The organism is Shewanella sp. SW32, from assembly GCF_025653365.1.
Taxonomy (GTDB): domain Bacteria; phylum Pseudomonadota; class Gammaproteobacteria; order Enterobacterales; family Shewanellaceae; genus Shewanella; species Shewanella oncorhynchi.
In genome coordinates this window covers 58,568-73,796 of record NZ_JAKKSJ010000017.1, presented here as the reverse complement: position 1 = coordinate 73,796, position 15,229 = coordinate 58,568, and the positions used below count along the sequence as shown (strand labels likewise).

Genomic DNA, 15,229 nt, shown 5'->3' with positions numbered 1-15,229 from the left:
CCTTTGGGCTGGGCGTGTTGCATAGGTAATGTTTAAGCGACTGGCAAGGATGAATTGCTAGACATAGGATTAGACATCTGTTTAAACAACGTCGATATCGCCAGCGCAGGCAAACACATGGTTCGGGCGGAAGGGCTCTTTGTCGATATCTTCAAGCTTACTCACGCCGCTAGTGACCAGAATGGTTTCAAGCCCTGCTTGGAAGCCCGCCAAAATATCGGTACGCATATTGTCGCCTATGATGACAGTGTCTTCCGAGTGCCCATCGATATGATTAAGTGCAGAGCGAATAATCCAAGCGCTCGGTTTGCCCACGTAGAAAGGTTTCTTACCGGTAATACGTTCGATGGGTGAGCAGAGTGCGCCACAAGCAGGGCTGTAGGCTGGACCGTGGGTATCGGGGTTAGTGGCAATAAAGCGCGCGCCGCGTGCGATAAAGCCTGCCGCTTTATGGATCATCTCCCAGTTGTAGGAGCGGGTTTCACCGACAATCACAAAATCGGGGTTAATATCGGTAATGGTAAAGCCTGCTTTGTAGAGTTCGTGGGTGAGGGCGCCTTCGCCAATGACATAGGCCTTGCTGCCTTCTTGGTGTTTTAAAAAGTCGGCGGTTGCCATGGCGGAGGTGTAAAAGCATTCTTCAGGAATATCAATACCGGCGGCACTTAAACGGTTTTGCAGATCCTTACCCGTTTGTACGGGATAGTTAGTCAATATTACTAACGGATTGCCTTGCTCTAAAATGCGCTGGATAAATTTGTCGCTGCCGGGGATCAGTTTATTGTCGTGCAGTAGTACACCATCGATATCGCAGATAATATTTTTCATCTAATAGTCTCTTGTCATGCCGATCAAAAATCACTTTTTCGTTAAGTTATCTAATGCCACATTGCCTAAGAAAACAATGCTTTTGTTGAAAATAGTTAAAAAAATAGAGACCCGAAGGTCTCTATTTTTTGATTGGTACAACTTACGGTCAAGTGGAACTAATCGGGCGCGTAACCGCTTGGGCCGATAAGGTTGCCATCGAGATAGGCTTGGCCATTTTGCATGTTAAGACGTTGCTGGCTAAACCATTTCACCACGAGCGGATAAATGGCATGTTCTTGCTCATGCACGCGGGCGGCGAGCATATCCGCCGTATCGTCTTCATAAATAGGCACTTTGGCCTGTAAAATCACCGGGCCTGCATCCAGCTCTGGCGTGACAAAATGCACGCTGGCACCATGTTCGCTATCGTTCGCGTCTATGGCACGTTGATGGGTGTTTAAGCCAGTGTATTTAGGTAGCAGCGAAGGATGAATATTGATCATGCGACCTAGGTAATGATTCACGAAATCATCAGTTAAGATCCGCATAAATCCCGCCAACACGATTAAATCGGGCTGATACTTTTCAATCACTGTCATTAAACGTGCATCGTATTCAGAGCGAGATTCACCTTGGTGAGCTATCACGCAGCTGGTATCAATTTCGCCATGATGGGCGCGCACTAGGCCATAGGCATCGGGTTTATTACTGATGACTCCGACAACTTCGGCCTGCAGATTATCATCGCAACCGTCGATAACCGCTTGCAGGTTACTGCCATTTCCGGAAATTAATACAACTACACGACAGCTCTGGGGCATTACAGGATCTCCACTTGCTCTTCATTGCCTTCACGATGTGCGATAGCACCGATAAGCCATGCTTGTTCGCCTTCTGCAGCCAGTAATGCAAGTGCTGCATCCACTTTATCGGCTGGCAGCGCAACTAACATGCCGACGCCACAGTTGAAGGTGCGATACATTTCGTATTCTGCAATGTTGCCATTTTCCATTAACCAACTGAAAACAGCGGGCCATTGCCATGAATCGCCTTGGATAACCGCTTTTAAATTATCTGGCAGTACGCGCGGGATGTTTTCCCAGAAGCCGCCGCCAGTAATGTGCGCCATCGCATGGACATCAGATGCTTCAATCAGTTTGAGCAATGATTTTACGTAAATTTTGGTTGGCTCAAGTAGATGTTCAATCAGCGGTTTGCCGTTGAGATCTAGCTGAGGGTCTGCTTGGCTCACTTCTAATACTTTACGTACTAAAGAGTAACCATTTGAATGAGGGCCGCTCGAGGCTAATGCGATAAGCGCATCACCCGCTGCCACTTTGCTACCGTCAATAATGTCGGCTTTTTCAACTACACCCACGCAGAAACCCGCTAGGTCGTAATCTTCACCTTCATACATGCCTGGCATTTCAGCGGTTTCACCGCCAATTAACGCACAACCAGATTGGAAACAACCCTCGCCAATGCCGTTGACGACGGACGTTGCCGTTTCAACATCGAGCTTGCCTGTTGCGTAGTAATCGAGAAAAAACAGTGGCTCAGCGCCTTGAACGATCAGATCGTTCACACACATGGCGACTAAGTCTATGCCGACAGTGTCATGTTTTTTATAGTCGATAGCTAAACGTAATTTAGTCCCAACACCATCGGTGCCAGACACTAAAACCGGTTGTTTGTATTTAGTGGGGATTTCACACAAGGCGCCAAAACCACCTAAGTTGCCCATAACTTCTGGACGACGGGTACGTTTAACGGCTGCTTTAATGTTACTTACCAGTGCATTACCTGCATCAATATCAACGCCGGCATCTTTATAGCTCAGTGGGGTAGGTGTGCTCACGGAGGGATCCTCTCGGGTACATCGTTATTGGATTTTATGCGGGGGTATTCTACCAGCTTGTGCTAGGGGTCGAAAGTCATGATTTGGATTTATGCCCCTCGGCGGAGTTTTTTTGGTCTGAATGCGAGATATTCTATTTTTAGAGGTCTTGAGTTTGGTCACAAAATAGTAAATCACAGTAGGTATCTTAGACGATTGGGGATTATTCTTGCGAGATAGCTCACGATTAGACCGAATGGCAAAACTTTCTGTTTTACCTAGTAAACAAATCAACTAGAATCTGAAAAATTTGCCTAAAATAATACGCCGAAAAATAAGCAGGAGAGAAAAATGAAAGTTGTCGAGGTTAAACATCCTTTAGTGCGTCACAAAATCGGTTTAATGCGCGAAGGTGACATTAGCACTAAACGTTTCCGTGAACTAGCCGCCGAAGTGGGTAGTTTATTAACCTATGAAGCTACCGCAGATTTCGAAACTGAAACGGTGACGATTGAAGGCTGGAATGGTCCGGTTGAAGTCGATCAAATCAAAGGTAAAAAAGTCACTGTCGTGCCAATTTTGCGTGCGGGTTTGGGCATGATGGACGGCGTACTTGAGCACATTCCAAGTGCGCGTATCTCAGTTGTCGGTATTTACCGTGACGAAGAGACCCTTGAGCCTGTGCCTTATTTTGAGAAGCTGGCCAGCGACATGAACGAACGTATTGCCTTAGTTGTCGACCCAATGCTCGCGACTGGTGGTTCTATGATTGCGACCGTTGATTTATTGAAAAAGCGCGGTTGTACTTCAATTAAGGCCTTAGTGCTAGTGGCTGCGCCTGAAGGCATTAAAGCCTTAGAAGCGGCGCATCCGGATATCGAATTATATACTGCCGCTATCGATAGATGCTTAAACGAGAAAGGTTATATCCTGCCAGGTCTGGGTGATGCGGGCGATAAAATCTTTGGTACTAAATAGCCAAAGTTGCTAAAGAATTAGAGTTGCTGATGCTCAATTGAGCGGATGTGGTCAGTAAGGGAGCCTAGGCTCCCTTTTTGTTTTTGTTCAATACAGTAATAACAACTTTATCTTAAGCTGCTAAAGTTTAGGATTAAGGCAAACAATAATTCGTTATTGAAGTTGTTTTTATTGGCTTATTTTGCAATTTTATTGATCGCACTTTACGTTTTGTGCAAGGTACATTGTCGGTAGAACAGGGATTAAGAGGAATTATGGGAAATTCGACACTCAACTGGTTATTATTGCGTCGATCATTTGAATTTGCGACCCTCTTGTTTGTCGTACTCCTGCTTATTCTATTACCGTTTAAAATCGATAGAGAGCATAAATCCTTTGTGTCTTTTGTAAAAAACGAGCAACTTACACCGAGTTATATTGAACTGCTCGGTAAAAGCTTATCTCTGCACGATATTATTGATTTCAATAAATCCTCTTTAGCGCTTTTTCAACTCGACCCTTCCAGATTAATGCTGCCGCAAGGGGGAGTGCTTTCCGCAGAAGAAGAGCAAGTATTACGCTATTTTGATTATCTCTATTCCAGTAAATCCAGTAAAAAGACCAATGTCGAAGATATATTCTTGTATGTGGGACTCTATCGCAGTGATGCCATGTATTTTGCCTCCCCAATTCCTGAGGACGTAAAAACGCGGCTGATTAAAGACCGTACTTCAACGAATGAGTTTTGTCAGAGTCTGCACTATTGTGCGAAAGACGCGACTTCAGAGTCCTTAGCCGATGGAATTGTATTATCCATTCCTTATCAAGATGAAGTCAGTGGGAAAGTCATTTTATCGATGGCATCACCGATTTCATCATCTAATGATCCTAATCATTTCATCGGTGATGTTATTGCCGACACGGCTCTAATGACGTCGGTTTTTATGCGTAATAAACATGTTGAATTGCAGAAAACGGATTATGGTACTGAGTTGGTGATCACGACAGATAGCCTTTGGGCTGAACTGACGCCGGAGTTCTTGTTTTATTCGATGACAAATCATTTAGATAACATGACTTCACTGACATATAAAATCAGTATATTTCGTTTCATTGTGTGGAATTTGCCCCTGTGGTTTTTGTTATCTATCGTGATCTTCTTCGTTCAAATTAATATCAATCGTTTTAGGAAACTTCGTACTGAGCGTCAACGGTTTAGTGAAGCGATGTTATTGGATGCTTTTACTCGAACCTATAATAAGAAAGTCTATGAGACCACACTGTTTGATGTCGCAACTAAGGGGCATTATGCGGTGATCTGCGTGGATGGCGACAAAATCAAAACCATTAATGATACCTATGGGCATAAACTCGGGGATATGGCGATCATGCAAATTGTTGATGCGATGCGCAGTGTATTTCGAGAAAATGATTTGTTAATCAGAACCGGCGGTGATGAGTTTGTCGTTATCTTAGCCAATTGTACTTTTGAACGGGCCTTATTGTTGGCTGAACATTTACGTCAGGCGGTCGCAGAGCGGCAGTTTTTAAATGTGCTTACAGTCTCCTGCGGTGTGGCTGATTCGCAAGATTATGCTTCCTTTGAGGCAGTGCTACAAGCGGCGGATAAAGCGTTATATGAGGATAAAAAGAATAAGCAAGGAAGTCGCAAACTTGACCCGACATCTTAATTATCACGTTCATTATTACGTTCATTATTACGTGAGTTATCGAGTGAATCAGTGAGTTAACCTGCTGCCCGCAATAAAGTGAATACCGAGATAAAAAACAGCGCGGAGAATGCCGCGCTGTTGTTACTTTCTAATACGGTAATATAAACATCTGCTATAACACTTACAACACCATGGCTGCAATCCAACCAAACACTAATAGTGGAATATTGTAGTGGATAAATGTTGGGATCACGCTGTCACGAATGTGATCGTGTTGACCATCGGCATTCAAACCTGCAGTGGGACCTAAGGTGGAATCTGATGCTGGCGAGCCCGCATCACCCAGCGCGGCGGCAGTGCCAACTAACGCGATTGTGGCCGCTACTGAAAAACCAAAACTTAATGCCAATGGTACATATATCGTCGCGATAATTGGAATGGTGGAGAAAGACGATCCAATTCCCATAGTGATCAGTAGACCAACCAGTAACATCAAGAAGGCTGCGAGGGCTTTATTATCCCCAATGATGTCGCTAAGCGAGGCCACAAGCGTACCCACTTCACCGGTTTCTTTCACTACAGCGGCAAAGCCAGCTGCTGAAATCATGATAAAGCCGATATTGGCCATCATTCGCACACCTTGGTTGAAGATATCTTGGTCGGCGACATGCTTCAAGGCACCCGAAAAACTGAAAATCATGAAGCCGACTAAGGCACCAAAAATCATAGAGTCAGTTTCAAGTTGTACGACGAGAGTGGCTAATATCGCCAGTGCAGCAATGATGATATTGCGTTTGTTGAGATTTTCTTCAGGTTCAGCGACCAACACTTTTGCCTCGTCGTAAGTCCGAGGTTTACGGTAACTGATGAATACTGCTGTGAGTAACCCTACGACCATACCCGCCGCAGGGATTAACATGGCTGGCGGAATTTGCTCGCGAGCAGCGGCTAAGCCATTGCTGGTTAAGTTGGAAAGCAGAATATCATTTAAGAAAATGCCACCAAAACCAATCGGTAAAATCATATAGGTGGTGACTAGGCCGAAGGTGAGAACACAAGCCACAAGGCGGCGGTCGATGTTCAGTTTGGTCATCACATGTAAGAGTGGTGGCACTAAAATCGGAATGAAGGCGATATGGATCGGTAAAATATTCTGTGAAGCCATCGACATAACGAGTAGCGATAACAGCAGTAACCAGCGTACCCAGTTAGTGTTTGTGGGATTAGGATCTTGTCCAAGGCTACTAATGATGCTTCTAGAAATCAGCGTCGTTAAGCCTGAATGCGATAGTGCGACAGCGAAAGCACCTAATAATGCATAACTGAGCGCAATTTGTGCGCCGCCACCTAAGCCTGTATTAAAGGCATCTATAGTTTGGTGCAGATCCATTCCGCCTACCAATCCCGCCACGAGGGCGCTCACGGTCAGGGCAATAACCACATTCACCCTAGCTAAACTGAGTGCTAACATTAAGCACACTGCAATTACGACTGCATTCATTATCAATTTTCTTAATTCTTTAAGCCAAAGGAGCTATTTTCGACTGCAAAGGCAGTGGATGTCCAGTTTGCCGAGGGCTTATCTGAAAAATATCTGAAAATGTGATCATGCTGGGTTTTGTCTGTTAGCCGAATGTGGATTGCTCCGCACACAGGATACGCAGATTGCTCTATCCTTAGTCAGGCAAAACGGAAATACCCTTGAAAAATGTGATATTGGTCTTAAATAGGTTGTAAGGCACAGCACACGACTTATAATGCCTAAGGATTTGATTGGTAAGAACACCTTTTAATCAGTAAGGATTTAACTTGACCTAGGTTGAGAACATACTGGCTAGAAGGCATCTTGCCTTACACTTAGTTCAACTCATAGATGGAGATATAAAATGAGCGTATTAGTAGGCCGTCAGGCTCCTGATTTTACTGCTGCAGCTGTATTAGGTTCTGGCGAAATCGTTGATAGCTTTAACTTGACTGCAGCCATCAAAGGCAAACCAGCCGTCGTATTCTTCTATCCACTTGACTTCACTTTCGTTTGCCCATCAGAGTTGATCGCTTTTGATCACCGTATGGAAGAGTTCACTAAGCGTGGCGTAGAAGTGATTGGTGTGTCTATCGATTCTCAGTTTACCCACAATGCATGGCGTAACACCCCAGTTGAAAAAGGCGGTATTGGCCAAGTTAAATATACGCTAGTGGCTGATGTTAAACATGAAATCTGTAAAGCATACGATGTTGAGCATCCAGAAGCGGGTGTGGCTTTCCGTGGTTCATTCTTGATCGACAAAGAAGGCATGGTTCGTCACCAAGTCGTTAACGATCTACCATTAGGCCGTAACGTTGATGAAATGCTACGTATGATCGATGCACTGCAATTCCATGAAGAGCACGGTGATGTTTGTCCTGCTGGCTGGGAAAAAGGCGATAAAGGTATGAATGCAAGCACTGAAGGTGTTGCTGCTTACCTGTCTGAAAATGCAAGCTCACTGTAATTAGTACTTTTCTAATCACAGTCGCCTGTTAAATGAAAAAAGCTGCCAATGGCAGCTTTTTTGTTTTTTCATTGCTGAAGATCTCGTGTTAACTGTTCAATTTATTCCACAGTACCGCTTTCTGCATCCTGCGCATCCACGGCCAGTAACGGCCAGCCACCTAATGATTTCCAACGATTCACTATGTGACAAAAAAGCTCCGCGGTACGTTCGGTATCATATAGCGCCGAATGGGCTTCTTTATTATCGAAGGGAATACCCGCCATAATGCATGCCTTGGCAAGTACGGTATGACCAATGGCGAGTCCGGCAAGCGTAGCTGTGTCAAAGGTGGCAAAAGGATGAAACGGCGAGCGTTTTAAGTCGCAACGTTCTATCGCCTTACTCACAAAACCATGATCGAATGCCGCATTGTGCGCCACTATGATACTGCGATGGCAGTCGGAGGCTTTTTGGGCTTTCTTCACGGCTTTAAAGATTTCTAAAAAGGCTTCTTTCTCGCTCACCGCTCCCCGTAACGGATTAGTGGGATCAATACCGTTGAATGCTAACGCTTCGGGTTCTAAATTTGCGCCTTCAAAGGGCTCAATGTGGAAGTGTAGGGTTTTATCGATTCCTATCACACCTTCATTGTCCATTTTTAGTAGGGTGACGGCAATTTCTAGCAACGCATCGGTTTGAGAGTTGAAGCCCGCAGTTTCGACATCAATGACTACGGGAAAGTAGCCTCGAAATCGGTATTTCAATTTGTTCGCGTCGCAAATGTCACTCATAAAGTACTCAAGAAAATTCACAGGGCGCTATTATGCTAAATGTGTTGGGGTGTGTCATGCTTGATTGGTGGTTTTATGAGCTAAAGGAACTAAATAGTTTGCCGATAAAGCCATGTAACCGATTAAACATGAGTAAAGGCTATGTGGCGAAAACTGATATTAGTATCAATTTTATGCGTTCCAGCAACTGCAATGGCAGAGTTGCGCCATTATGTCGCCTCTTTAAGTGATTCCCAGTGGCGAGTGAGTGAAAATACTCCCATCGTCTGTCGCCTTGAGCATGATATTCCTTCTTACGGTAAAGCGATTTTTACCAGTGAAGCGGGTAAACAGCAGAATATGACTTTTACCTTAGATATGTGGGTAAAACCTGATCAAGTGACGCAGGCTAAATTAATTAGCCGCGCGCCGCAGTGGCGTCCTGGTGTGGTATCGAAAGAGATCACGTCATTACATTATCAAAAGTACTTTAACGGTGAAGTGCCTAAGCGTGCAGCTTGGTCTATGTTGGCAGAGTTGAGTCGCGGTATGGAACCAACGTTTTACTATGCTGATTGGTATAACGAGTCGAATAAGATCGCTGTGGGTTTGTCTTCAGCTAATTTTGGCCGTAAATATACTGAGTTTAAAGCTTGTCTAGCGCATTTATTGCCCTATAGCTTTGAAGATATCGCTTTTACTGTATTAAATTACGATGAAGGCGGAACCGATTTAACTCGTTTCTCCCAGCAACAACTGTCTCGGGTGCAAGAATATTTAGCCTATGATCCCTTGGTAGAGTTAGTGCTGGTGGATGCATATACCGACAGCTATGGTGGCCGTTCAGTAAACCAGAAAGTGTCGGATTCACGAGCAGCGTCGGTAAAAGAGTTCTTTGTTGCCAGTGGTATTCCTCAAGATCGTATTGTCACATTCGGGCATGGTGAACGTCGTCATGTGGCTTCCAATGATGATATGGATGAAAGGGCGCGTAACCGTCGCGTTGTTATACGGATCAGTAAACCTTTTTAGTGATTTTTTTACCTAGGTTTTAAGTGTTTTCCAATGCCAAGTTTATGACTTGGCATTGTCGTTTTTAAAAGAAGGAGAGTTCAGGCAGTATGCCACTTTAATCGAATGATTCGCTCAATTTGCGCGTATGGGTAAAAATAATGAGATTTTTTAATTTGTAGTGATGACATATCCACCTCAACAAGTACTGTAGAAAGCGAGAGTGGGATAAGTACGAGTAATATAGATGAAGTATAAAACTTGGTCGTTGCAATAATCAGGATTGTGTTTGAAATGCTAAAAAAAAGCCCGCTTAAACTAAGCGGGCCGCAAAAATAATGCATTTGCAATCAACAAATTGAAGGAAGGAAGTCAAGCATAAGAACCAGAAAAGAAACTGAAGTGTTGGGAACACACCAGTTTAAAAGTTCTTTGTTTTCGATATCTGCAAGCAGTTATCTCCTGAAAACAAGCACATTCTATTGGGAAACCTGTTGTAAAACAAACGAGAAAAATTGCCCATAAACATTAGTAATTCTAATGGATATAAAGGTGATTTATATCACTTAAGTCACTATTTACCTTGATTAATAACTTATAACGCACTATTAATGCATAATAATACACTTCAATAAGCTTATCCTTGCTGCTATTTTGTTAAATTCACGATACAGCTTAAAAAACTTCATATTAAGTTACGCCATTGCCATGATTTTTTTTGCTTGTATAGTACTTGCTGAAAAGGCCTTAAGCCCGAAACCATAAGAAGGACGACAACACGATGGCATTAAGATTTCGCCTTGCAAAGCAAGGTTTGTTAGTGGCCACATTGGGGATGGCACTCGGTGCCTGCCAAAGTGGCAATGCACCTGAGCTAAATTCGACTGAGCAGGCAAGCGCAACTAAACTCGTTTACCCTGTCACTGAAAAAGATGACCTCGTCGAAACCATTCATGGTGTTGCAGTGGCCGACCCTTATCGTCATTTGGAGGCCAATACGCCTGAAACTGAAGAGTGGGTAAAAGAACAACAAGACTTTGGTCAAGCCTACCTCGCTAAGATCCCCAATAAACAAGCTGTGGTCGAACGTATTACAGAACTTTGGAATTACGAAAAAGTCTCTGCTCCGTTTGAAAACGGCGACAATCAATTTTACTACCGTAATGATGGCCTACAGGCGCAATCGGTTTTGTACGTTAAAGGTTTAGATGGTGTTGAAAAGCCTGTTCTTGACCCAAATAAACTGTCTGCGGATGGTACTGTTGCCTTATCCGGCGTGGCTGTGAGTAATGACGGTAAAATTTTAGCTTATGGTGTGTCAAATTCTGGCTCAGATTGGCAGCAATGGCAGTTCGTTGATATCGCAACTGGTAAGAAACTGGCCGATGAACTGAAATGGATTAAATTTTCTAGTGCAGTGTGGGATAAAGAAAACCAAGGTGTGTTCTACGCCCGTTATGATGCCCCTGCAGGGGGGGATGTTTTAGCTGACGTTAATTTTAACCAAAAAGTGTATTACCACAAATTAGGCACAGACCAACATCAAGATCTATTGATTTATGAGCGTCCACAGAATAAAGATTGGGGCTTTGGTATTGATGTCTCTGAGAAAGGTGAATACTTATTACTGTCGATTTCTCAAGGTACGGATAAGCGTAATCGTTTCTTCTATAAATCGTTATTTGAGCCTAAATCCCAAGTGGTGGAATTGATCCTCAAATTAGAAGCTGAATATGAGTTTCTCGGTAATGATGGTTCAGTGTTTTATTTCAAAACCGACTTAGAGGCGCCTAATGGTAAAGTGATTGCGATTGACACCCGCAATAGTGATAAATCGCAATGGCAAACGATTATTCCTGAGTCTAAAGATCCGATTAATAATGTCGCCATTATTAATGACCATTTAGTGGTGAGTTATTTACATGATGTGTTAGGTCAATTATCGATTTACAGTATGGGTGGTCAGAAGCGTCAAGATGTGGCATTGCCTGGTCTTGGCAATGTGGCAGGGCCTTTTGGTAAAGCCAGCAAAGATTATTTCTATTATGTGTTCAATAGTTATATTCAGCCTGAAACCACCTATAAGTTTGATTTTAAAACTGGCGGTTCAACCGTCATTGCTAAACCCAAAGTCTCGTTTAATCCCGATGACTATGTTTCTGAACAGGTTTTCTATAGCAGCAAAGACGGTACGCGTGTGCCTATGATGCTCTCCTATAAAAAGGGCTTAGTGAAAAACGGTCAAAATCCGACATTACTTTATGCCTATGGTGGTTTTGCCATTTCGATGACACCACGTTTTAGCCCTGCCAATATCGCTTGGTTAGACATGGGTGGCATTTATGCTGTGCCGAGTTTACGTGGCGGCGCTGAGTATGGCGAAAGCTGGCATCAAGCGGGGATGTTCGACAAAAAGCAAAATGTGTTTGATGACTATTATGCTGCTGCGGAATATCTGGTCAGCGAAAAATACACCAACAGCTCTAAACTCGGTGCCTATGGCCGCAGTAATGGTGGTCTGTTGATGGGCGCTGCTGTGACTCAACGTCCTGAACTTTTTGCTGCCGTATTACCTGCGGTGGGCGTGTTGGATATGCTGCGTTTCCACAAGTTCACTATTGGTTGGGCTTGGACGAGTGAATACGGCAGTGCCGATAAAGCTGAGCAATTCCCTGCGCTATTGGCTTATTCGCCCTATCACAATGTAAAAGCGCAAGCTTATCCTGCGACTATGGTAATGACTGCGGATCATGATGATCGTGTTGTGCCATTACACAGTTTCAAGTTTGCGGCAATGCTGCAGGATAAACAGCAGGGCAATAAACCAGTCATTATGCGTATCGAGTCAAATGCTGGTCATGGAGCGGGTAAGCCCACGGCGATGAAGATCGACGAATTTGCCGACATCTACAGTTTCTTGTGGCAGAGTTTTGGCTTAACCTTGCCACAAGCTATCGCAAAATAACTAACTATGTTAATAAAATGGGGTCGTTTGACCCCATTCTCTTTTACAATTGCCCCTATTCATCTGAAACCCGCGCTATTCCTATCTATATCTTCATCGGGTCATTCACAAGTCTTGTTTCCCTAGGTATAGTAAGCGTCAATTTTTCAACCAAAATTTGCTTATTTTCAAATGATGTTTCATTGGCCAATTTCAGTCTATTACGAAGACACCGACGCTGGTGGCGTTGTCTATCATTCGAACTACCTCAACTTTTTTGAGCGCGCGCGAACCGAGTGGCTAAAAGCCCTTGGCGTGAGTCAGACTGCGTTATTAGCCGACGACACCGCTTTTGTCGTAAAGCGTGCGGAACTCGATTTTCGCAAAGCAGCACGTTTTGAACAGAACCTTATTGTTGAAACTAAGGTCATAGAGTTGAAAAAGGCCTCGTTGATCTTTCATCAACGCTTGGTCGATAAACAGGGAGACTGTTATTGTGAAGGCACAGTGCTGGTTGTTTGTGTTGCGCTATCACGTATGCGTCCCCGAGCTATTCCCTTAAATATTGTGCAGGAGTTTGACAGTGCAAGCTGATATGTCGATTGTTGGGTTATTTTTACAAGCCAGTTTATTAGTGAAATTTGTTATGTTCACTTTACTTTGCTTGTCGGTGATGTCTTGGACGGTGATTTTACAACGCCGTAGCTTACTGACATCCGCAAAAAGTAAATCGGCGAAGTTTGAAGATAAATTTTGGTCAGGTGTTGATTTAAACCGTTTATATAAAGAATTATCATCTCGTCCAGATAATAGCGGTTTAGAGTCATTATTTGTGACTGGCTTTAAGGAATATTCACGCCTGAATAAATTAAATAGCAAAGTGCCCGATGCCGTCATGGATGGTACATCGCGAGCTATGCGTGTGACCTTGTCTCGCGAAATGGAAAAGTTAGAAGCTAACTTACCGTTATTAGCAACGATTGGTTCGACTAGCCCTTATATCGGTTTATTTGGTACGGTATGGGGGATCATGAATTCTTTTATCGCTATTGGTTCGATGGAAAACGCCACCTTAGCTATGGTTGCCCCCGGTATTGCTGAAGCTTTGATTGCAACGGCTATGGGTTTATTTGCTGCAATTCCAGCGGTAATTGCGTACAACCGTTTCTCGACTCAAGTCGATAAATTAGAAATGGCTTACGCAAACTTTATGGAAGAGTTCTCCAGCATTTTGCATCGCCAAGCATACAGTGAGAAGGAAGGGGCATAATGCAACCAGCTTATCAGCGCAAACGTCGTCGCCCCGTTGCTGAAATCAACGTGGTCCCTTATATCGACGTCATGCTCGTGCTGTTAATTATTTTTATGGTAACAGCACCCATAGTGACCCAAGGGGTCAAAGTTGAGCTGCCTCAAGGGGCGGCAGAAGTGTTACCCAATGACAGTAAGCCGCCCATTGTTGCTTCTATCGATGGTGACGGTGATTACTTCCTCAATAAAGGCGGTTCAACGAATGTGCCTATGGATTTGGAAGAATTGGCAACGGAAGTGGCTGCACTTATCGTGACTGAACCTGAGCGTCCTGTTGTGGTTAAAGCCGATAGAAATATTCCTTACGATAAAGTGATTCAGTTGATGGTGACACTGCAGCAAGCTGGCGTGCCATCAGTCGGTTTGATGACGGATTCACCCAAGGAGAAATAGGTGGCAGATAAGTCAGATGTAACATTACCTCTGTCAATTTCAGCGGGTATTCATATTGGCGTGATAATTATTCTGGCGTTAGGAATAGATTTTTCTCACAAACCTGAGCCTATGCAACAAGTTAGCGCACCAGCAATCAAAGCGGTTATGGTTGATCAGCAAAAAGTGGCTAATCAAGTTGAGAAACTTAAGCAAGAAAAGCGTGATGCCGAACGCCGTGAGCAAGAACGTCAAGCCGAGCTTGAACGCAAAGCTCAAGAAGCGAAACAGGCACGCGAGCGCGAACAAGCTCAGATTAAACAGCTAGAGCAAGAACGTAAGCAGCAGGAAATTGAGATTCAAAAAGCCAATGAAGCGACCAAATTAGCCCAGGTGAAACAGCAGCAGGAAAAGGAAAAGGCGGTCAAAGCCGAAGCTGACCGTAAGCTGAAAGAGCAGGAGCGTAAGGTTGCTGAAGACGCCGCACAAAAAGCTGCTGAAAAACGCAAGGTTGAAGAAGCTGCTGCAGTGAAAGCTGAAACTGACCGTAAGCAAAAAGCAGATGCGGAAGCTAAAGCGGAGGCAGATGCTAAAGCTAAAGCAGATGCCAAAGCTAAAGCGGATGCTAAAGCTAAAGCAGATGCTAAAGCTAAAGCAGATGCTAAAGCTAAAGCAGATGCTAAAGCTAAAGCAGATGCTAAAGCCCTTGCCGATCAAGAGCAGGAAATGGCTGATGCATTAGCGGCTGAGCAAGCGGCGCTGTCGCAAACCATGAATAAGCAAATGCAGAGTGAAGTCGGTAAGTATCAGGCAATGATAAAATCAACTATTCAACGTAATTTGGTAGTGGATGAATCTATGCGTGGAAAGACTTGTACTGTCTCTGTGCGTTTAGCGAATGATGGGTTTGTGATCAGCAGCCAAACTAAAGGTGGTGATCCCAACGTTTGTCGTGCAGCAAAAGCGGCGATTTTGAAAGCGGGCAAACTGCCTGTGTCTCCGGATCCTGCGGTTTATAACTTGATGAAAGAAATTAACTTAATCGTTGAACCAACGTTTAATTAAAGGAG

14 protein-coding genes are annotated in these 15,229 nt (G+C 44.0%); 9 read left to right on the top strand and 5 right to left on the bottom strand.

Features of this window, described 5'->3' with window-relative positions:
- Positions 1-81: 81 nt before the first annotated feature.
- The 3 genes from L5M28_RS11930 to purM form a co-directional block, all read right to left on the bottom strand.
- Positions 82-828, bottom strand: a complete 747-nt coding sequence (locus L5M28_RS11930; RefSeq protein ID WP_028760358.1) for an HAD-IIA family hydrolase — start codon at positions 826-828, stop codon at positions 82-84.
- Positions 829-986: 158 nt separating this feature from the next.
- On the bottom strand, positions 987-1,631 hold the full coding sequence (gene purN / locus L5M28_RS11925; protein WP_263203412.1) for a phosphoribosylglycinamide formyltransferase: 645 nt from the start codon (positions 1,629-1,631) through the stop codon (positions 987-989).
- Positions 1,631-2,668: a phosphoribosylformylglycinamidine cyclo-ligase gene (gene purM / locus L5M28_RS11920; RefSeq protein ID WP_028760356.1), complete on the bottom strand. Its 1,038-nt coding sequence runs from the start codon at positions 2,666-2,668 to the stop codon at positions 1,631-1,633. The genes purN and purM overlap by 1 nt, the downstream gene beginning before the upstream one ends.
- A 330-nt stretch (positions 2,669-2,998) precedes the next feature.
- Between purM and upp the strand changes: the two genes are divergently transcribed.
- Both upp and L5M28_RS11910 read left to right on the top strand, forming a co-directional pair.
- Positions 2,999-3,625: a uracil phosphoribosyltransferase gene (gene upp, locus L5M28_RS11915; RefSeq protein ID WP_011789711.1), complete on the top strand. Its 627-nt coding sequence runs from the start codon at positions 2,999-3,001 to the stop codon at positions 3,623-3,625.
- A 254-nt stretch (positions 3,626-3,879) separates the two neighbouring features.
- Positions 3,880-5,295, top strand: coding sequence for a GGDEF domain-containing protein (locus L5M28_RS11910; RefSeq protein ID WP_263203411.1), 1,416 nt, complete (start codon positions 3,880-3,882; stop codon positions 5,293-5,295).
- Positions 5,296-5,458: 163 nt separating this feature from the next.
- On the opposite strand, the gene L5M28_RS11905 is transcribed toward L5M28_RS11910, so the two are convergent.
- Complete coding sequence (locus L5M28_RS11905) at positions 5,459-6,778, bottom strand: Na+/H+ antiporter family protein (protein ID WP_173496537.1); 1,320 nt, start codon at positions 6,776-6,778, stop codon at positions 5,459-5,461.
- 385 nt (positions 6,779-7,163) lie between these two features.
- Between L5M28_RS11905 and L5M28_RS11900 the strand changes: the two genes are divergently transcribed.
- A complete protein-coding gene (locus L5M28_RS11900) occupies positions 7,164-7,769 on the top strand; it encodes a peroxiredoxin C (RefSeq protein ID WP_006081247.1) in 606 nt (201 codons plus the stop codon).
- 101 nt (positions 7,770-7,870) lie between these two features.
- Here the strand turns inward: L5M28_RS11900 and rnt are convergent, their stop codons facing one another.
- On the bottom strand, positions 7,871-8,542 hold the full coding sequence (gene rnt, locus L5M28_RS11895) for a ribonuclease T (RefSeq protein ID WP_105252848.1): 672 nt from the start codon (positions 8,540-8,542) through the stop codon (positions 7,871-7,873).
- Positions 8,543-8,683: 141 nt separating this feature from the next.
- On the opposite strand from rnt, the gene motY reads away from it, so the two are divergent.
- The 6 genes from motY to tolA all read left to right on the top strand — a co-directional run bounded on the left by motY (position 8,684) and on the right by tolA (position 15,224).
- The gene (gene motY, locus L5M28_RS11890) at positions 8,684-9,553 is read left to right on the top strand and encodes a flagellar protein MotY (protein ID WP_263203410.1); all 870 of its coding nucleotides are present in this window, start codon (positions 8,684-8,686) and stop codon (positions 9,551-9,553) included.
- Between the two features lie 760 nt (positions 9,554-10,313).
- Positions 10,314-12,497 (top strand): prolyl oligopeptidase family serine peptidase, encoded by a 2,184-nt coding sequence (locus L5M28_RS11885; protein ID WP_263203409.1) that lies wholly within the window; start codon positions 10,314-10,316, stop codon positions 12,495-12,497.
- 171 nt (positions 12,498-12,668) lie between these two features.
- The gene (gene ybgC, locus L5M28_RS11880) at positions 12,669-13,070 is read left to right on the top strand and encodes a tol-pal system-associated acyl-CoA thioesterase (protein ID WP_006081251.1); all 402 of its coding nucleotides are present in this window, start codon (positions 12,669-12,671) and stop codon (positions 13,068-13,070) included.
- A complete protein-coding gene (gene tolQ / locus L5M28_RS11875) occupies positions 13,060-13,746 on the top strand; it encodes a protein TolQ (RefSeq protein ID WP_028760350.1) in 687 nt (228 codons plus the stop codon). The genes ybgC and tolQ overlap by 11 nt, the downstream gene beginning before the upstream one ends.
- The gene (tolR, locus tag L5M28_RS11870) at positions 13,746-14,180 is read left to right on the top strand and encodes a protein TolR (protein ID WP_113938780.1); all 435 of its coding nucleotides are present in this window, start codon (positions 13,746-13,748) and stop codon (positions 14,178-14,180) included. The genes tolQ and tolR overlap by 1 nt, the downstream gene beginning before the upstream one ends.
- Positions 14,181-15,224, top strand: coding sequence for a cell envelope integrity protein TolA (gene tolA / locus L5M28_RS11865; protein WP_263203408.1), 1,044 nt, complete (start codon positions 14,181-14,183; stop codon positions 15,222-15,224).
- Positions 15,225-15,229: the final 5 nt, after the last annotated feature.